Raw genomic sequence first — 19175 nt, 5'->3', positions numbered from 1 at the left:
ATTTGAAGCTATGACCAAAGATTTTAAATCTGGTAATGTTAAACACTTGCCACTTGAAAACGTCAACTTACCAAATTTTGTCAATAATTTTTCAGGGGATAACTCAAATATATGTTCCATTGAAGGAACTAATGTTATAAGAGTACCTTTTGGTAAAAAATTCTCAAAGAAAAAAAGGCCTGAAAAGAATCAAAATATAGCTACTCTAATACTTCCTTTAAGTTCGTATAGTAATCCTACGCCTCCACACGTAGCATAATTTAGATAAAGTTTAATCTATTTCTTTGAGAGTATCTGAATAATAATTTTGTAGTTGTAACGTTGCTTGATTCCAATCCCATTTTTCTGCTTCGTTTCGTGCCTCTTTCCTCATAACTTCTCTTTTATCTTCATTCTCTAGAATTTTTTTTGTCGCTTCAATTAAACTTTGTTCCCCATTGTCTTTTTCATCAGGATCATATAAACAACCGTTAATGCCATCGCTAATTATGTCTGGAATTCCTCCTTTATTTGCTCCGATAACTGGACATCCTGCCGCCATTGCTTCTAGTAATACTAATCCAAGTGTTTCTGTACTAGAGGGAAATAAAAATATATCGCCAGAGGCATAGGCGCTAGCAAGTTCATCTCCAGATAAATATCCTATGAAATTAGTCTTAGTATTCTCGAATATTTTTTCAAGCTGGTTTCTATATGGACCGTCACCTACAAGTGCTAGGCATGCATTAGGAATACTTGCTAAGACTGGTTTGATTCTCTCAATTTGTTTTTCTGCGGATAATCTTCCTACATAAATCAATAGGAAATTAGCATCTTGATATTTCCCAAATAATTTTTCTCTCATTTCCTCACTTCTCAAATCTGGTCGGAAACTGTAAGTATCTACTCCTCTTTGCCATAGAGCAGTCCTTTGAATACCTTTATCTTTTAACTCATTGACCATAGCGGTGGAAGTACATAAATTTAATAAGGCTTGATTATGAGCTGCTTTAAGTAATTCCCACAAAAGTGGCTCTAACATACCCATACCGTAATATTCCAGATATTTTGGAAGATGAGTATGGTAGCTAGCAATTAAAGGAATATTATTAGTTTTCGCCAACCATATGCCACCTAAGCCAAGTACAGCTGGATTAACAACATGTATCAAATCTGGATTGAATTTTTCTAACTTATCTGAAACTGCAGGACCTGGTAAACCAAGCTTCAACTCTGGGTATAGTGGTAAGGGCATTGCAGCAACTCCAACTACTGTTGCTCCCATATATGATTCTGGACACCCCTCTGGACAAAAAATTATAACTTCATCACCATTTTTTATTAAAAATTCAATCGTTTTAGTTAGTCTTGTGACTATGCCATCAACTTTAGGTAAAAAGGTTTCAGTAAACAATGCAATTTTCACTTTCTTCAGGTAATTATTTCAGAAATTTTAATTAGTCTTTATAGCCTCAGCTTGTTTTTTAGTCCAGGATGAAACACAAGGTATGCGTTTCAAATCACATCTCTTGGAGTATTTTTTAGCAACTTCAACAACTTCTTCTAATAAGCCATTATCAAGAGTGGTTGGGTTTAAACCTAATTCTATAAAGCATTTATTATCAACAATTAAATCATTTTCAACTGCTTCATTCCTTGGATTTGGTAAATAATTGATATCAGCCCCTGTGAGAGATGCAATTTTTTTAGCTAGCTCCCCAACTTGATGACTTTCAGTCATTTGATTAAAGATTTTGACTCTCTCTCCCGATTTTGGAGGATTCTCAAGTGCAAGTTGCACACATTTTACCGAATCTTTTATATGTATAAATGCTCTCGTTTGCCCTCCTGTTCCATGAACACTTAAAGGATATCCAATAGCAGCTTGCATGAGAAATCTGTTTAGAACAGTTCCATAATCTCCGTCATAGTCAAATCTGTTTGTCAATCTAGGATCTTTCAAAGTTGATTCTGTATTTGTTCCCCAAACAATACCTTGATGCAGATCAGTTATTCTTACAAGATCATTTTTGTTGTAGTAAAGAAATAATAATTGATCTAAAGTTTTAGTCATATGGTAAACACTTCCTGGACTCGCAGGGTGTAATATTTCTTCTTCAAAGCGGCTTCCATCTGGTTGTGGAACTTCAACCTTTAAATAACCTTCTGGAATTGTTGCACCTCTATGGGATCCATATCCGTAGACCCCCATTGTTCCTAAATGAACAACATGAATATCTAAATTAGATTCTACGATTGCAGCTAGAAGGTTGTGCGTGCCATTAACATTATTATCTACTGTATATCTTTTCGTAAAACTCGATTTCATCGAGTAAGGCGCTGCTCTTTGTTCTGCGAAATGGATAACTGAATCTGGTTTTTCTTCAATAAGCAAATTCAGTAATTTTTGATATTGTTTAGAGATATCCATGTTAAGAAATCTCATAGGTTTACCTCCAATCTCTTTCCATGCAGAAAGTCTTTCTGTTATGGAAGAGATTGGAGTTAAAGATTCTACTTCTAGATCAATATCTATTTTTCTACGACTTAAATTGTCGACAATAATTACATCATGATTTTGCTCTGCTAAATTCACCGCACAAGGCCAACCGCAAAAACCATCTCCACCAAGAACAATAACTTTCACTCAGAACTCCAGAATTAATAGTTTCATAATATATTTATTAAATTACTACAGTGTGCTTCCAATTTGCGAAAAAATATCGTAAATAGTTTCAAATCTTTTTTCTTAATAGAAGAAATCAAACAAATAATAAATTTTTACTCTCCTTTTAAATTGATTTAACTTTAGAGAATTAGATCGATATGTTGTTGTCTGGTGAACTTGCTATTGCAAAGTCTTGTTTTTTAATTCTTCCTGCAAGAAAAGCGTGCCTGCCTGCTTTTACGCCATAATTTATTGCTTGAGCCATTAGAGGTGGGTTTTCAGCTTGTGCGATTGCACTATTAATTAAAACACCATCGGCTCCAAGTTCCATAGCTTGAGATGCTTCACTCGGCACTCCAATCCCTGCGTCAATTATCACAGGTACTTTGGCATTCTCAATAATTATCGCTATGTTTGATAAATTTAATAAACCTTGTCCTGAGCCAATAGGCGAGCCTAATGGCATTACAGTTGAACAACCTAATTCTTCTAGTCTTTTTGCAAGAATAGGATCTGCATTTATATAGGGAAGTACAGCAAAACCCTTTTTTATTAAAACTTCAGCGGCCTTTACCGTTTCTATTGGGTCTGGCAACAAATATTTTTTGTCAGGAATCACTTCCAACTTGACAAAATTATTTTCTTCTTGACCAGATAATTTTGCAAGCTCTCTTCCCAACATTGCTATTCTGACGGCTTCATCGGCATTCACACAACCAGCTGTATTAGGAAGCATCCAGTATTTTTTCCAGTTAATCTTTTCGAGTAAATTTTCTCCACTCTGATCATTTTTAATTCTTCTAACAGCGACGGTTATAATTTCTGTGTCTGAATTTGACAAACTTTCTACCATATCTTGTGTAGATTTGTATTTGCCAGTACCTACCATTAATCTACTGGAAAATTGTTTTCCTCCAATTCGTAAAGATGAATAATTTTCCATATTTAAAATCCTTTATCTTTTATACCTTCATAAGGTTTGTAGTTATTTCTTTTTTCTAATTCCTTACTTTTTTTAATTGCGGTTTTGTTTTTTGGATCTATAACTAAAACCTTCTGATAAGTCGCATATGCCATGTCATATTCCAATAAACGCTGTTGTGCTGATGCAAGATTATTTAAGGCTATCGGATATTCTGGGAGTGATTTTATTGCAGAGTTATAGTGTTTAATTGCTTTTTTAAATTCATTTTGAGCAGCATAAGAAAACCCTAAAGCATTATTTATAATGGCTTTGGCCTCATCAGGTTCATTTTCATAATTATCAATAGCTTTTAAAAAAGTCTTAGTTGCTTCAGAATATAATCTTTTTTTTATCTGAACAGAACCAAATTCATATAATTCTGTGGCTTCATTTAGGGCATCTAAACCTTTTTGTTCAAATTTTACTAAATTCAATTCTTCACTTCTTGTTCTTAAAAATTGTCTTAAAACAAAAATAGAAATTATTATTAGTACTACAAAAAGAATTATTAAATAGGATTGAAAGGAAGATATTTCCATTATTTAGAATTATTTTTTAAGATTATATTCTTTTTTTTAATTGCTAACGGAAGAAACTATTTTTTCAAAACATTTTGGGTCATTTAAGGCTAATTGAGCAAGCATTTTTCTATTAATGATAATTTCAGAAGTTTTCATGCCATTTATTAACTTGCTATAGTTCGTTCCATTTATTCTTGCTGAAGCATTAATTCTAGCAATCCAAAGTCTTCTAAAATCTCTTTTTCTTCTTCTTCTATCTCTGTAAGCATTACAGAGAGCTTTCATTACTCTTTGATTTGCTGTTCTGAAAAGATTTTTGTTTCCGCCTCTAAAACCTTTTGCAAGATTTAAGATTTTGTTTCTTCTTTTTCTGGCTATATTGCCTCTTTTTACACGTGCCATGAATTACTAAGGGGAATGGGTTAACGATTTATGCGTATGGAATCATCAATTTTACATTATCGGCATCTCTTTCATCAACTACTGCTTTTGTTGAAAGATGTCTTTTTAATTTTGAGCTTTTATGATCAAGTAAATGATTATGGAAAGCTCTTCTTCTCATGAATTTACCCGTAGCAGTAGCTTTAAATCTTTTGGCAGCTGATTTACGAGTTTTTAGTTTAGACATTTAAGTCAAATGTGTTTAATTAGGATAATCTAAACCTTTATACGCATTGGCGCAAATTAAAGTTTTTATATTGATAAGGAAAGTTTCTACTTATGAAAAGTAAATTTACCTTTTTAAAGTTATGTTTAGGCTTTATTTCTCTTTTAATAATTAACACTAAATTTACTTCTAGTGTAGTTTCAGAAGAATTGCTAGAGGTTGAACTTAATACAGAAATTAAAAAAGGAAAATTTTTAATAGGTTTAAAGCAATATCTTGGCGGGGAAAATGATAGTTTTTCTAAGGTAAAGAATATTAATTTTACAACTGATAAAGGCTTTTTAAACTTGCATTCATCCAACGGTATCAAATATAAATCAAAACACATTAATATTACCTGGAGGGATATACCCATCAAAAATCCAGAAACTATTGAAAGAATTGTTTTTGGTCCTTTTGCTAGTTATGAATCAGCAAAAAAACAAGCAGAGAAAATAAAAGATAAAGGCTTTGAGACTACTGTTGCTTTTCCTGAAAATTGGGAGGTATGGATTCCATTTGAAGATGATTTACCCGATTTTGAATTAAAAAATAAAATTTTCAGAAAAATAAAAAATATTCAAATTACTCCTTTTCTTAAAAGTGATTATAGTGTTATGCAACTCGAAGGACCTATACATATTTATGCTGAGGAGGAAATAAAAATAAATGATGTTAATTTTGGTAATAATTTTTATTTAATACAAGATTTATATGGAACTTGGACGTTAATTCAAAAAATTAAGTTTGATGATTATTTAGAAGGTGTTTTGCCACACGAAATTGGACCGAGTTCCCCTTTAGAAGCCCTCAAAGCACAGGCAGTTATTGCCCGAACTTGGGGAATTTATAATTCTGATAGATTTAATATGGATAAATATCATTTATGTATAAGCACTCAATGTCAAGTTTATCAGCCTCCTAAAATTAAAAATAAAAAAGTACAACAAGCTATAGAAGCAACTTCAAACTTGATTCTCACATATGAAAATCAACCAATAAATGCTTTTTATCATGGTTCTAACGGTGGTGTATCTGCTTTAGCTGCCGAGTCTTGGCAAATGCAAGATTATTTTTACTTTAATTCAATCATTGATGGTTCTAAATCATTAAATAAAATTTTTAAACTTCCAATTTCAAGTGAATCTGAATTAAATAATTTTTTAGATTTTGATAAAGACCATTTTTATGGGAGCGATCACTCTCTTTTTCGCTGGAATAAGAAAATTTCTCGTCTTAAAATTAAAGAAACGTTAATTAAAAACAAACTTATCAATATTAATGAAAATGTTTTGGATTTCAATGTCATTGAACGAGGTTCAAGTGGCAGAGTGACAAAATTAGAAATACAGACTAACAAAGTTAATAAATCTATTGCGCTAGTTAAAGATGATATTCGACGAGTATTCAGTTTTATACCTAGTAATTTATTTACTATTAATAAATTAAGTGATGATTTATGGCTTTTGAGAGGAGGAGGCTTCGGTCATGGTGTAGGTTTATCACAGTCAGGAGCAATTGAAATGGCTGAATTAGGATTCTCTTATGAACAAATATTGAATCATTATTATCGAGATGCAAAACTTGAAAATATTGAGTTATTGTCTCAATGAGAATTCAATAATTAGAAATGTACTTGTATGAGTAAGGGTTTTTATAAAAATCGAAGGTTGAAGTCGTTTCTATTTCTTAGTGCTTGTTTTTTAGTAACTATCATTCCTCATGTTTACAATATCAGAGGTTTTTTTTACTTTATATTGACTCTTTCTTTGGTGATTGCTTTTTACGGTTTCATAGTTATTTCTAGAAATTTCAAAAGGAACAATATTGCAAATACTATTAGCAGAGGAGTGATTAATAAAGAGTTACCTTTACTCGATATTTTGGTTGCAGCTAGAGATGAAGAGAATGTCATAGAAAGATTAGTTGAAAGGTTATTTAATTTGGATTATCCAAAAAATAAATTAAATATTTACATAATCGATGATGGTAGTTCTGATAAGACCCCTTTAATTTTAGATCGATTATCCAGACAATTTGAAAAGCTAAAAGTAGTAAGTCGTTCTCCAAGCGCAGGAGGCGGAAAGTCAGGAGCTTTAAATTATGCCTTGAAGTTTACTCATGGTGAATGGTTATTAGTGTTGGATGCTGATGCTCAATTAAAACAAGATTCTTTGATACGGTTATTTAGTTTTGTAGAAGAGGGTGATTGGTCTGCAGTTCAATTAAGAAAATCAGTAACAAATGTAAGTAAGAATTTTTTAACTTCATGTCAGTCCATGGAGATGGCTATGGACGCAATCTTTCAATATGGAAGGTTATCAGTTGCCAGAGTTGCTGAATTAAGAGGAAATGGTGAATTAATTAAAAAAGATACGTTATTGGCATGTGGTTCTTTTAATGAAGACACAGTTACGGATGATCTCGATTTAAGTTTAAGATTATTATTATCAAAATCTAGAATTGGAATCTTATGGGATCCTCCAGTCATGGAAGAAGCAGTTGAGAATTTAAATGCTTTATTAGCACAAAGGCAAAGATGGGCAGAGGGCGGCTTGCAAAGATTCTTTGATTATGGGGATCAATTATTTACTAATAAAATTGATTATTTGCAGAAATTTGATTTAACATACTTCTTCATCTTGCAATATGCACTTCCAATAATATCTATTGTTGATTTAGTTCTCAGTATCGCTTTATTAGATTCACCAATTTACTGGCCTATTTCATTAACAGCTTTTATGTTATCAGGAATTGCTTTTTGGTACGGTGCTTCTTGCAAAAGCGAAGTGCCTGTATTGCAAAAAGGAAATCTTTTGATGACATTTGTATCGATTTTTTATTTATCACATTGGTTTTTAGTAATACCTTGGGTAACAATAAAAATGTCTATTTTCCCCAAAAAGATTCTTTGGCGAAAAACTCTGCATACTGGAGTGTAATTTATTCATCAAGGTCTATAATCTCTCCATTAAAAAAATTTGCTAAGTTTTTTGGACTATCATCATAATTTTCCTCTTTAGATATTTTTTTTGACAAATTAGTTGTTGGTTCTATTTTTTTTATTGGTTTCAGATTCTTTTCTTGATTGTTGGTTGTTTTTGGAGAGTTTGTTGGGTTAATTTTAGATAATTGTTTGGTAGAAAAATTAAGTATTATTTGATCTCCAAATATCTTTTTTACTGTATTTTCAATTATAACTTTTCTGCTTTTTATCATATTTTCCCAGTTTGGAGATAATGCAATTGTGATTTTCTCAGAATCAAAACTTTCTAGCTCGGCTTGTTGTGAAAGTAACATTCTTGTTGATGGTAACTCTAATTTAGAAAGAATTAATTCCCATTGATCTTTTAAATTATTTGGCTCAGGATTTTTTTGGCTAGTATCAGCAATATTTCTAATACTTTTTTTCCCAAGACTATTAAAATCTTCTAATTCTTCGTCTTTTTTTATAATCAATTCCGTGCCTCTTATTTGCTCTTTTATGCTTGGTTTTTGAATTTCATGAGATATATTTTCTTTATTTATTGTTTCATTGTTTTTTATGTTTTCATGCTGGTCTTTAGTCGCATTTTTGTTATTTTCTTGCTTATTTTCAAAACTATTTATCTCTTGATTATCTAGAAGGCCTGTTAAATGTATTTCCAACCACAGCCTTGGATTATCACTTGTTTTGATTTGATATTCAATATTTCTAAGCTTATTATGCCAATTAATTATTGTTGATTTATTGATTGTTTTTGAGATTTTATCTAATTCTTCTTGAAATTCATCAGGCGTATAATAAAGATCTGAATATTTATTATTTGTAGTATGTAGTAGTAAATCTCTTGTTATATTTAATAATCCAATAATGATTTGATTGGGTTCGTTTCCATCATCATATAATTTGTTGCAGCTGATAATTAATGACTCTGGATTATTCTCAATTAATGATTTAATCAGATTTGTTAATTCAATCTCTGATACTTCTCCTAGCAGGCTTTGAATATTTTTAATTGTTATACCCTCTGGTAGAAGATGAATTTGTTCAAGAAGGCTTTGTGCATCTCTCATTCCTCCATTAGATCTTTTTGCAATCATTTTTAATGCTTGCACCTCATACTTAATGGATTCTTTTTCTGCTATTTCTGATAAATTTTGAAAAATGTCACTAGGGCTTATTCTTCTAAAATCAAATTTTTGACATCTACTTTGTATTGTATTTAATACTCTCTCAGGATTTGTCGTCGCAAGGATAAATACAACTCTTGAGGGCGGTTCTTCAATAGTTTTTAGTAAAGCATTTGAAGCTGCTGAGGAAAGCATATGACATTCATCAATAACGTATACTTTCCATCTCGCTAGAGTAGGAGCAAACCTCGCTCTTTCTATAATTTCTCTTATATTTTCAACTCCTGTATTTGATGCTGCATCAATCTCGATAATATCTAGAGCGTTACCATCTGTAATTTGTCTACATAAGTCACATTTACCACAAGGACTTATTGTTGGTTGTTCAAATGCCTGACAGTTTAAAGATTTCGCAAAGATTCTGGCACTTGATGTTTTGCCAGTGCCTCTTGGACCATTAAAAAGATATGCAGGAGCAATCTTTTTTGTTAACATTGCTTGTTTTAGAGTAATAGATATAAAATTTTGCCCAACCAGTTCGTCTAGTTTGTTTGGTCTATATTTTTGATGAAAAGGCTTATGAATATTAGGCATTTAATCTTCATTAATTAGAACAATTAGGGTTTCAATTACTACAGTTCAACTCTAATTTTTAAGCAGACTCTTTAATGATTCTTTTTGATCCTGAAGGTAGTTTAACAATTTTGGATGAGAATAAATTATCAACCATTTGTTTTGTAATTGTGAAGTCTTTTACATTTTTTTCAGAAGGCAAAGTGTACATTATGTCTAGCATTAGTTCCTCAATTATTGATCTTAATGCTCTTGCACCTGTTTTTCTTTTATATGCTTCATTTGCTATTGCTTCAACAGAATCAGGCTCAAATGATAATTCCACATTATCCATACTTAGTAAAGTTTTGAATTGCTTTACTAGTGCATCTCTTGGTTGAGTTAGAATAGATTCTAAGGTTTCTTTAGTCAGACGATCTAATACAGCACAAACGGGAATTCTTCCAATAAATTCTGGAATTAGTCCATATTTTACTAAATCATCTAACTCTAAATTTTTCAGAGAATCTCTTGGGTCTAATATTTTTTTTGTATCAACTTTCTTTTGATCTGAATTGGTGGTAAATCCTATGGAGTGTTTACCCATACGCTTTTGAACTATATCCTCTAAACCTATAAAAGCCCCCCCGCAAATAAATAAAATTTGACTCGTATCAATTTGGATGCAGTCATGATAAGGATGTTTTCTTCCTCCTTGCGGTGGAACATTAGCAACTGTTCCTTCAAGCATTTTTAATAATGCTTGCTGCACTCCTTCACCAGAGACATCTCTAGTAATTGAAGGATTCTCACTTTTTCTAGCAATTTTATCTATTTCATCTATGTAAATTATCCCTTTTTGAGCTAGCTCTACATTCATTTCTGATTTTTGTAGAAGTCTTAAAAGGATATTTTCAACATCTTCTCCAACATATCCTGCTTCTGTTAAAGATGTTGCATCAGCCACTGCAAAAGGAACATCTAGAAACTCAGCTAAAGTTTGTGCCAATAATGTTTTACCGCTTCCAGTTGGGCCGATGAGTAAAATATTTGATTTTTGTAATTTTGTCGATTGTGCATCCTTTGAATTGCTATCTTTATTTTCTTCTTTAACTTTCCAAGCTAATCTTTTGTAGTGGTTGTATACGGCTACTGATAATATTTTCTTTGCAGATTCTTGTCCTACTACCTGATTATCAAGAAAACTTTTAATTTCTAATGGTTTAGGAATTGCAGTTAATTCTAAAGGAATAGATTTTTTGGAATTATCAGTTTGTAACTTCTTTTTTACTGGCGGGGAATTGTTTGTTTTTGCTTGATTATCAAGTAGTTCTTCATCAAGAATTTCATTACAAAGATCTATGCATTCATCACAGATATAAACACCAGGACCAGCTATGAGCTTTCTAACTTGGTCTTGTGATTTTCCGCAAAATGAACATTTAAGATGGGCGTCGAATTTAGCCATCGATTATAAAGTATAAAATTTTAAGGTGTTCAATATTCCCTATTTACTAGGATTGCTTATAAATATCGATTCGTCATCATTTTCGTAAAAAATAACCCCCCCTTGTCATTTTTTGATAACTTTATCAATTAATCCATATTCGACTGCTTCTGAGGGAGATAAAAAGTAGTCTCTTTCTGTATCTTCATTAATCTTTTCTAAAGGTTGACCAGTATGTTCTGCTAAAAGCGAATTTAATGTCTTCTTGAGAAAAAGTATTTCTTTAGCTTGTATTTCTATTTCTACTGCTTGACCTTGTGCACCTCCCAGGGGTTGATGAATCATTATCCTAGAATTAGGTAAAGCTAATCTTTTCCCCTTTGCTCCCCCAGAAAGTAGAAATGCACCCATACTTGCAGCTACTCCAAAGCATATTGTCACTACATCAGGGGATATTTGTTGCATAGTATCGTATATGGCCATTCCTGCAGTTACTGAGCCTCCAGGAGAGTTGATATATATTTGTATGTCTTTTTCAGGATCTTCAGCTTCAAGAAATAATAATTGTGCGACAAGAGAGTCAGATACTTGATCATTAATGCCAGTACCTAAAAAAATTATTCTTTCCCTCAATAGTCTTGAATAAATATCAAAAGCTCTTTCACCTCTACCAGATTGTTCTATAACCGTAGGAACAGCGGCACTAGTTTTATTAATGCTTTCAAAAGAACTTATTGAGCTTTGGATTAAATGTTTTTTTTCTGAATTCACAAAATAGTTTTCGTCTTATTGTTAATTTAAGAGGTTTTTGATTAATTAGTAAGAAATTTTATAAATTATTTTTTTTCTTTTTTATTTTGAGTTTTTGTTGTTTTTGTTGTTTTTGTTGTTTTTGTTGTTTTTGTCGTAGTTTTTGTCGCTTTTGTAGTTTTGGAGGTTTTGGTAGATTTTGTAGTTTTTTCTTTAACTTCGGAATTTTCTTCAAGCCATATTATTAATTTTTCTTTGAGCAAATCGTTACTAATTACTTCTGTTAATTTTTTAATATCTATTTGTTTTGAAGATTTAGAGATTGCATCTTCATAATCTTTCATTTTTAAATCAATTTCTTCTTTTTCAACTGTTATGTTTTCTGTTTCTGCTAATGCCTTTAGAGCTAAATTTCTTTGAACATTTTTTTCAGCCTGAGGCCTTGTGGACTCTGCCAATGACTTAACTAATTCCGGAGTGAAAGTAGATTTAACATCAAGACCTTGTTGAGCAAATTTTTGCGCGGTTTGTTCAATATTATTCCTAACTTCTATATCAATCATAGTTTTTGGAATTTCAGCAACTAATTCGTTTGTTAATGCATCTAATAAAGCTTCAATTTTTATATCTTTTTGAGTTTTTTCAAAATTGTCTTTTAGTTGCTTTTCAATATCTTTCTTTAACTCTTTTAATGATTCTTTATTGCCAGACTGTTTTGCAAAATCGTCATTAAGTGCGGGTAATTCTTTTTCTTTAAGATCCTTAAGATTTACTTCAAAGAGTGCCTCTTTGCCCCTTGAATCTTCATGAGAATAATCTTCAGGAAATTTAAGGTTAAGTGTTTTAGAATCTCCAATTTTCATCTTTACTATTCCTTCAACGAAACCCGGAATCATTTTGTTCTTTTCTAACTCAAGATCCATTGATTCACTTGTTCCACCATCAATCTCTTTACCAGAGTCTTTATATGTCCCTTTGAAACTAACTACAGCAATATCTCCTAATTTCGCTGATCTATTAGTAACTGGAACAATATTTGCAAATTGACTTCTAGATTTTTCTAGCGCTTCATCTACTGACTGAGAATCAAATTTATTTTTTGAAATTTCAACACTAAGTCCTTTGGATTTTTTTAGTTTTAATTCTGGTGCAACATCAGTCTGAAGGGTAACCTTTAGTGATTTTTCAGGACTAAACTTTTCAAGTAAAGATTCAAATCCATCTACCAATTCTGGCTCACTTAGAGGCTCTATAGATTTTATTTTTAATGCTTCTTGCCATGATTTATCAATTATTTTTTCTAGAGCAGAAGCATGTAATTGTGTGATGCCAATTCTTTGAATTAAGACTTGTTTAGGAATTTTACCTAGTCTAAATCCAGGAATTTTAGCCGAACGACTAATAGCATTGATTGTCTCATTTACACACGTTTTGCATGTCTCAGATGGTATTTCTAATTCAAATGAAATTCTACTTTGAGGCAGAGGAGTTGTTTTGACTATTAATTCTTCTTTAGCCATGTTTTTGTAATTATTACTATAAGTCGGAACTTAATTATTTCACATTATGTGATTTACTTGAAAGTTAATTTTTTGATAAAGTAAAAAAAATAGTCAATCTATTAATAAAAATCTTTTTTAAGTGTGAGAAAATCTCCGTTTTTGCCTAATAGGCCATTAAAAGTTGCTGTTTTAGGATCCTCAGGTGCTGTAGGGTCTGAATTACTCAAAATTCTTGAACAACGCGATTTCCCAATATCAGAATTGGTCTTACTTTCATCAGAGCGGTCAGAAGGGAAAAAAATTATTTGGAAAGGTGAAGAATTAGTTACAAAAAAAACAACTAAGGAAGGATTTCTAAATCTTGATTTAGTTTTAGCTTCAGCTGGTGGAAGTATTTCAAAAAAATGGTTGCCTACTATTATCGATCAAAATGCTTTAATTATAGATAATTCCAGTGCTTTCAGATTAGATAAGAACGTACCTCTTATAGTTCCTGAAGTTAATGCTAGTGATGCATTCAATCATGATGGGGTCATAGCGAATCCAAACTGCACTACCATTTTGTTGACATTAGTTTTAGCCCCTTTAAATAAACTTTCAACTATTCAAAGAGTTATTGTCTCAACATATCAATCTGTCAGTGGTGCAGGCCAAATGGCGATGGAGGAATTAAAACTTTTAACTGAACAATATCTTCAGGGTAATCTGCAAAAAAGTGAAGTTTTGCCATACTCCCTAGCTTTTAATTTGTTTTTACATAATTCACCCATGCTTGCAAATAATTACTGCGAAGAAGAGATGAAAATGGTTAATGAGACCAGGAAAATATTAAATATTGCTGATTTAAAGCTCTCTGCTACGTGCGTTCGAGTTCCAGTACTGAGAGCTCACTCTGAATCTATCAATATTGAATTTGCTGATGTAGTTGAACCTAAAGATGCTCTTGAAGAATTAAGAAAATCTCCTGGAATTGAAATTATCGAGGATTACAAAAATAATAGATTTCCTATGCCAAATGACGTTATGGGAAAGGATAATGTTGCTGTTGGCAGGTTAAGAAGTGATATAAGTCAGACAAATGGATTAGAATTATGGTTATGTGGAGATCAAATAAGAAAAGGAGCAGCTCTTAATGCTGTTCAAATAGCTGAGTTATTAATTCCAAAAAAATGATTCCAGACAACACTAGGTTTACTAATCCATTTTTTGGAAGAATATTGACTGCAATGGTTACTCCATTTACTGAAAATGGAAATGTAGATTATGAACTAGCTATAAAACTTTCAAATTATCTTTTTGAGAACGGTTCTGATGGCATTGTGCTATGTGGTACTACTGGAGAATCTCCGACTCTTTCATGGGCGGAACAGCATGATTTATTTATTGCAGTAAAAGGATCTTTGCATTCAAGCTGTAAAGTTATAGTTGGTACTGGGAGTAATTGCACAAGTGAGGCTGTAGAAGCTACAAAAAAAGCCTACGACTCTGGGGCGGATGGTGCTTTGGTTGTTGTTCCTTATTACAATAAACCACCTCAAGAAGGTCTTTATAAACATTTCAGTTCCATTGCTAATTCTGCAAAGGATTTGCCTTTAATGCTTTACAACATACCTGGAAGGACAGGGTGCAATTTATTACCTGATACTGTGAAGAAACTTATGGATTTCTCAAATATTCTCAGTATTAAAGCGGCAAGCGGTAGAATAGAAGAAGTAACAGAATTAAGAGCTATTTGTGGCTCCCAACTCTCTGTATATAGTGGCGACGATTCATTGTTGCTTCCAATGTTATCTGTGGGTGCTGTAGGAGTAGTAAGTGTTGCAAGTCATTTGGTTGGCTTGCAATTGAAAGAGATGATTCAATCCTTTCAAAGTGGAAAAGTTTCTAATGCGCTTGCAATTCATGAAAAACTTCAGCCTCTTTTCAAAGCACTTTTTATGACCACCAATCCAATTCCAATTAAGGCTGCTTTGGAGCTGTCGGGATGGAATGTAGGTAATCCTAGAAGTCCTTTGTCACCATTAAGCAATGACATGAAAAAGCAACTATCTTTTATCCTGAAATCCCTATAATAGGGATTATATATAACTTGATAATTAAATTTAAATAAACCTTATTTGATTACAAGCCGGCCTTCATAAATTTCAAAATTATGCAATCAAGTACAAATTCAACTGTAAATAGATCTACTAATGATTCATCTAGATCTAAAAGTAATACGCCAGCTCTGCGCGTAATACCTCTTGGAGGATTACATGAAATAGGAAAAAACACTTGTGTTTTTGAATATGGTGATGAATTGATGCTTGTTGATGCAGGCCTAGCTTTCCCATCTGATGGAATGCATGGCGTAAATATTGTAATGCCAGATACAACTTTCCTAAGAGAAAATCAAAGAAGAATTAAAGGAATGATCGTTACTCACGGTCATGAAGATCATATTGGAGGTATTTCTCATCATCTAAAGCATTTTAATATTCCGATTATTTATGGCCCAAGACTGGCAATGTCAATGCTTAGAGGAAAAATGGAGGAAGCAGGAGTATCTGACAGAACAACTATACAGACAGTAAATCCAAGAGATGTTGTAAAAGTTGGACAACATTTTTCTGTTGAATTTATTCGAAATACCCATTCTATTTGCGATAGTTTTTCTTTAGCAGTTACAACACCTGTTGGCACAATTATTTTCACAGGAGATTTTAAGTTTGATCATATGCCAGTAGATGGAGAGCAATTTGATATTGAAAGAATGGTGCATTATGGAGAGAAGGGCGTTTTATGCATGTTCAGTGATTCGACTAATGCTGAAGTTCCAGGTTTTTGTCCTTCTGAGAAGACTATCTATTCCTCTTTAGAAAAACATATTGCTGAGGCAAAAGAACGAGTTATCCTTACCACTTTTGCTAGTTCTGTTCATAGAGTGACAATGATCTTAGAGTTAGCCATGAAACATGGCAGAAAGGTCGGTTTGTTAGGTAGATCTATGATAAATGTTATTGCTAAGGCGAGAGATATTGGTTATATGAAATGTCCAGATGATTTGTTTGTTCCTATCAAGCAAATTAGAGATTTACCAGACAGAGAGACCTTATTATTAATGACTGGAAGTCAAGGAGAACCCCTAGCAGCTTTAAGCAGAATATCTCGTGGTGAACATCAGCATGTTCGTCTTAAGACTACTGATACTGTAATATTTTCAGCCAGCCCAATTCCTGGTAATACTATTTCTGTTGTTAATACAATAGATAGATTAATGAAACTCGGAGCAAAGGTTATTTATGGAAAGGGTGAGAATATTCATGTTTCTGGTCATGGTTTTCAAGAAGATCAAAAGTTAATGTTAGCACTTGCAAAACCTAAGTTTTTTGTCCCTGTTCATGGAGAACATAGAATGCTTGTTTGTCATGGTAAGAGTGCACAAACTATGGGGGTTCCAAAGGACAATATTTTAATTATTGAAAATGGAGATGTAGTTGAGTTAACACCCAATTCTATTCAAAAGGGTGATCCTGTAAAAGCTGGAGTTGAACTGCTTGATAACTCACGAAATGGGATAGTAGATGCTCGAGTTTTAAAGGAAAGGCAGCAATTAGCTGGGGATGGTGTAGTAACTGTTTTAGCTCCTATTAGTACAGATGGGAAGATGGTTGCACCTCCTAGAGTGAATTTAAGAGGAGTTGTTACTACTGCAGAGCAAAGAAAAATGTCTATGTGGACAGAACGAGAAATAAGCTGGGTCTTAGAAAATAGATGGAAACAATTATCCAGACAAACTGGGCCGAATAATTTTGAAGTAGATTGGATTGGTGTACAAAGAGAAATTGAAAATGGTTTATCGAGAAGAATGAGAAGAGAATTACAAGTTGAACCACTTATTTTGTGTTTAGTTCAACCTGCTCCAAGTGGAACTCGAGCTTATATTCCAAAGATTACTGAAGAGCAAAATTCTTCCAATAGAAATAGAAATAGAAATAATAATTTCCATAAGAAAACAAACAATAATCATCCGCATAGTTCAAATAATCCACAAAATATCCAAAAAAGTTCAAAAGTTTCACAGAATCCATCAGCTGAGACTGCTACAGAAGATTCATTTGAAGGTAGAACAAGAAGAAGAAGATCTGCTGTCACATCCTAACTTTTTTCAAAATTTATATAGTTTTTATTCCAAACAATTTTTAAAAACTCTTGCAAGTTAATTTGACCTTTATTTTTTTCATAAATTGAAGTTGCCATTTTTGTCAGATTTTTAGAACTACACTGCTTTTCAGATATTTCTTTTAAAAATCTATTTAAGATTGTGCACCTCGCTTCAATACACATACTATTTAAGAGATTCCTATTGATACCTCTTAAATCTTTACAATATAGATATGCTAGTTCACTAAGATCATTACGTTCATTATTGTAGTTGCTCATTTTTTGGGAAAAATTATTTATCCTTTCAGAACAACCAGGATAGATAACTTCTAAGGTAGGAATAATTTTTTTTCTTACTAAATTTCTTTTTAATTTAAGATCCGAATTTGTAGGATCTTCCCAGACTGGGATCTTCATATCATTACAAAATTGTTTTGTATCTTCCCTACTGAAAATTAATATTGGTCTTATTAAAAAAATTCGATTTTCTATTAATCTTTTGCTCTCAATATTACTCAGACCGGTAAAATTGCTCCCTCTAGATAAATTGAGGATAAATGTTTCTGCATTATCACTACTCGTGTGACCAGTTAACAAATAAATATCCTCTCCCCCCTGGTCCTTTTTAAATAAGGTTTTAGCTCTTTCACATAATTTTTTATATCTCCATTCTCGTGCTTTTTCTTCTGAAAAAACATTTTCTTTTTTTGCTTGGTCAAAATAGAATGAAATATTTTTACCTTCGCAAAAACTTTTTAATTCAAGAGCATATATTGAGGATTTTTCGTGCCACTGATGATCACCATGCCAAACACTAATAGACCAATTATGCAGTTTTTTTAGGTCATTAATTAGTGTTAATAAAGCCATTGAGTCTTGTCCTCCGGAAACACTTATTAAAATATTTGATCCTTTGGGAATTAATTTGTTTTTGCTAAGAAGCTCTTTATGAAATAGATGATGCAATGCTGACCAATTTTTATGAGTAAAATTTTTATCAGACATTTTGTGTTGCTCAGATAATATTTTTTAAAAAATGCACTGTTTTACTAAAACAATGTCACAATCAGGTAATAAATTCATTAATTAAATGAGTCTGATTAATCTTTTGCCACAAAAAATTCAAGAAGAGTTGAGAAGTAAATCTTTACTTAAAGTTATTTCAGGATTGAATAATTTTGATTTTAAATCTGTGAAAACAATTGTTGAGGCTGCTTCATTAGGAGGTGCAGACTTTGTAGATATTGCTTGTAAACCTGAACTTGTTGATTTAGCACTTGCGAATTCTGCATTACCTGTTTGCGTTAGTTCAGTAGTGCCAAGATTTTTCCTAGAGTCTGTAGAAGCAGGCGCTTCATTAATTGAGATAGGGAATTACGATACTTTTTATGAAAAAGGCATTAATTTTTCAGCAGAAAAAGTCTTAAACATTACAAAAGAGACGAGAGATTTATTGCCTAATGTCCCTTTATCAGTAACGGTTCCTCATACTATGCCTATTGATAAACAAGTCGATCTTGCTATTAAGCTAGTGGAAGAAAGTGTTGATATTATTCAAACAGAAGGTGGCACGAGTTCTAGTCCTTATTCTTCTGGAATTCAGGGCTTTTTCGAAAAGTCAGTACCAACTCTTGCTGCTACCTATGCTATTTATCAAGAATTTAAGAAACAAGGTTTGGAGATACCAATAATGAGTGCCTCTGGATTAAGCCAAGTCACTTGCCCACTAGCAATATCTTGCGGAGCCTCAGCAGTTGGTGTTGGATCTGCAGTTAACAAATTAGATGATTTAATCTCAATGATCGCGGTTGTTAGGGGCCTAAAAGAATCTTTGAAAAATTCAATAATTGGAGAAAAAATTTCTTAGTATATTAATACCCTTCAGCTATT

Annotated in this window: 18 protein-coding genes; 7 read left to right on the top strand and 11 right to left on the bottom strand. The window is 32.3% G+C overall.

Going from position 1 to position 19175, the window contains the following annotated elements:
* Positions 1 to 10: 10 nt before the first annotated feature.
* Entirely contained in the window at positions 11 to 259 is a 249-nt protein-coding gene (locus HA146_RS09255) for a hypothetical protein (protein ID WP_209109238.1), read from the top strand.
* 12 nt (positions 260 to 271) lie between these two features.
* On the opposite strand, the gene HA146_RS09250 is transcribed toward HA146_RS09255, so the two are convergent.
* From HA146_RS09250 to rpmI, 6 genes are all read right to left on the bottom strand, one after another.
* Positions 272 to 1405, bottom strand: coding sequence for a glycosyltransferase family 4 protein (locus tag HA146_RS09250; protein ID WP_209109237.1), 1134 nt, complete (start codon positions 1403 to 1405; stop codon positions 272 to 274).
* A 27-nt stretch (positions 1406 to 1432) separates the two neighbouring features.
* Complete coding sequence (locus HA146_RS09245; protein ID WP_209109236.1) at positions 1433 to 2626, bottom strand: NAD-dependent epimerase/dehydratase family protein; 1194 nt, start codon at positions 2624 to 2626, stop codon at positions 1433 to 1435.
* A gap of 169 nt (positions 2627 to 2795) precedes the next feature.
* On the bottom strand, positions 2796 to 3590 hold the full coding sequence (locus tag HA146_RS09240) for a thiazole synthase (RefSeq protein ID WP_209109235.1): 795 nt from the start codon (positions 3588 to 3590) through the stop codon (positions 2796 to 2798).
* 2 nt (positions 3591 to 3592) lie between these two features.
* Positions 3593 to 4150, bottom strand: a complete 558-nt coding sequence (locus tag HA146_RS09235; RefSeq protein ID WP_209109234.1) for a tetratricopeptide repeat protein — start codon at positions 4148 to 4150, stop codon at positions 3593 to 3595.
* A gap of 36 nt (positions 4151 to 4186) precedes the next feature.
* Positions 4187 to 4534 (bottom strand): 50S ribosomal protein L20, encoded by a 348-nt coding sequence (gene rplT / locus HA146_RS09230; RefSeq protein WP_209109233.1) that lies wholly within the window; start codon positions 4532 to 4534, stop codon positions 4187 to 4189.
* Between the two features lie 28 nt (positions 4535 to 4562).
* Entirely contained in the window at positions 4563 to 4760 is a 198-nt protein-coding gene (gene rpmI, locus HA146_RS09225) for a 50S ribosomal protein L35 (protein WP_002806185.1), read from the bottom strand.
* A 92-nt stretch (positions 4761 to 4852) separates the two neighbouring features.
* Here rpmI and HA146_RS09220 point away from each other — a divergent pair, with 92 nt between their 5' ends.
* Together HA146_RS09220 and HA146_RS09215 are read left to right on the top strand one after the other, a co-directional pair.
* Entirely contained in the window at positions 4853 to 6391 is a 1539-nt protein-coding gene (locus HA146_RS09220) for a SpoIID/LytB domain-containing protein (RefSeq protein ID WP_209109232.1), read from the top strand.
* 27 nt (positions 6392 to 6418) lie between these two features.
* Positions 6419 to 7720, top strand: coding sequence for a glycosyltransferase family 2 protein (locus tag HA146_RS09215; RefSeq protein WP_209109231.1), 1302 nt, complete (start codon positions 6419 to 6421; stop codon positions 7718 to 7720).
* Between the two features lies 1 nt (position 7721).
* Here HA146_RS09215 and HA146_RS09210 read toward each other — a convergent pair whose 3' ends face one another.
* The 4 genes from HA146_RS09210 to tig all read right to left on the bottom strand — a co-directional run bounded on the left by HA146_RS09210 (position 7722) and on the right by tig (position 13160).
* Entirely contained in the window at positions 7722 to 9485 is a 1764-nt protein-coding gene (locus HA146_RS09210) for a DNA polymerase III subunit gamma/tau (protein WP_209109230.1), read from the bottom strand.
* 58 nt (positions 9486 to 9543) lie between these two features.
* Entirely contained in the window at positions 9544 to 10911 is a 1368-nt protein-coding gene (clpX, locus tag HA146_RS09205) for an ATP-dependent protease ATP-binding subunit ClpX (RefSeq protein ID WP_209109229.1), read from the bottom strand.
* A 105-nt stretch (positions 10912 to 11016) separates the two neighbouring features.
* Positions 11017 to 11661: an ATP-dependent Clp endopeptidase proteolytic subunit ClpP gene (gene clpP, locus HA146_RS09200; RefSeq protein ID WP_348535294.1), complete on the bottom strand. Its 645-nt coding sequence runs from the start codon at positions 11659 to 11661 to the stop codon at positions 11017 to 11019.
* Positions 11662 to 11726: 65 nt separating this feature from the next.
* Entirely contained in the window at positions 11727 to 13160 is a 1434-nt protein-coding gene (gene tig / locus HA146_RS09195; RefSeq protein WP_209109228.1) for a trigger factor, read from the bottom strand.
* 123 nt (positions 13161 to 13283) lie between these two features.
* Here tig and HA146_RS09190 point away from each other — a divergent pair, with 123 nt between their 5' ends.
* The 3 genes from HA146_RS09190 (at position 13284) to HA146_RS09180 (ending at position 17283) form a co-directional block, all read left to right on the top strand.
* Positions 13284 to 14315 carry an aspartate-semialdehyde dehydrogenase gene (locus tag HA146_RS09190; RefSeq protein ID WP_209109227.1) on the top strand — a complete coding sequence of 344 codons (1032 nt, stop codon included), beginning with the start codon at positions 13284 to 13286 and terminating at the stop codon, positions 14313 to 14315.
* Positions 14312 to 15214 (top strand): 4-hydroxy-tetrahydrodipicolinate synthase, encoded by a 903-nt coding sequence (dapA, locus tag HA146_RS09185; RefSeq protein ID WP_209109226.1) that lies wholly within the window; start codon positions 14312 to 14314, stop codon positions 15212 to 15214. The genes HA146_RS09190 and dapA overlap by 4 nt, the downstream gene beginning before the upstream one ends.
* Before the next feature lie 80 nt (positions 15215 to 15294).
* Entirely contained in the window at positions 15295 to 17283 is a 1989-nt protein-coding gene (locus HA146_RS09180; protein WP_209109225.1) for a ribonuclease J, read from the top strand.
* On the opposite strand, the gene tilS is transcribed toward HA146_RS09180, so the two are convergent.
* Positions 17280 to 18290 (bottom strand): tRNA lysidine(34) synthetase TilS, encoded by a 1011-nt coding sequence (gene tilS / locus HA146_RS09175; protein WP_209109224.1) that lies wholly within the window; start codon positions 18288 to 18290, stop codon positions 17280 to 17282. The two genes, HA146_RS09180 and tilS, sit on opposite strands and share 4 nt — an antisense overlap.
* A gap of 85 nt (positions 18291 to 18375) precedes the next feature.
* Here tilS and HA146_RS09170 point away from each other — a divergent pair, with 85 nt between their 5' ends.
* Complete coding sequence (locus HA146_RS09170; protein ID WP_209109223.1) at positions 18376 to 19152, top strand: DUF561 domain-containing protein; 777 nt, start codon at positions 18376 to 18378, stop codon at positions 19150 to 19152.
* Positions 19153 to 19175: the final 23 nt, after the last annotated feature.

The organism is Prochlorococcus marinus CUG1416 (assembly GCF_017695965.1).
Classification (GTDB): Bacteria; Cyanobacteriota; Cyanobacteriia; order PCC-6307; family Cyanobiaceae; genus Prochlorococcus_A.
Note: the sequence above shows the minus strand (reverse complement) of the source record. Positions and strands in the feature narration are given on the sequence as shown.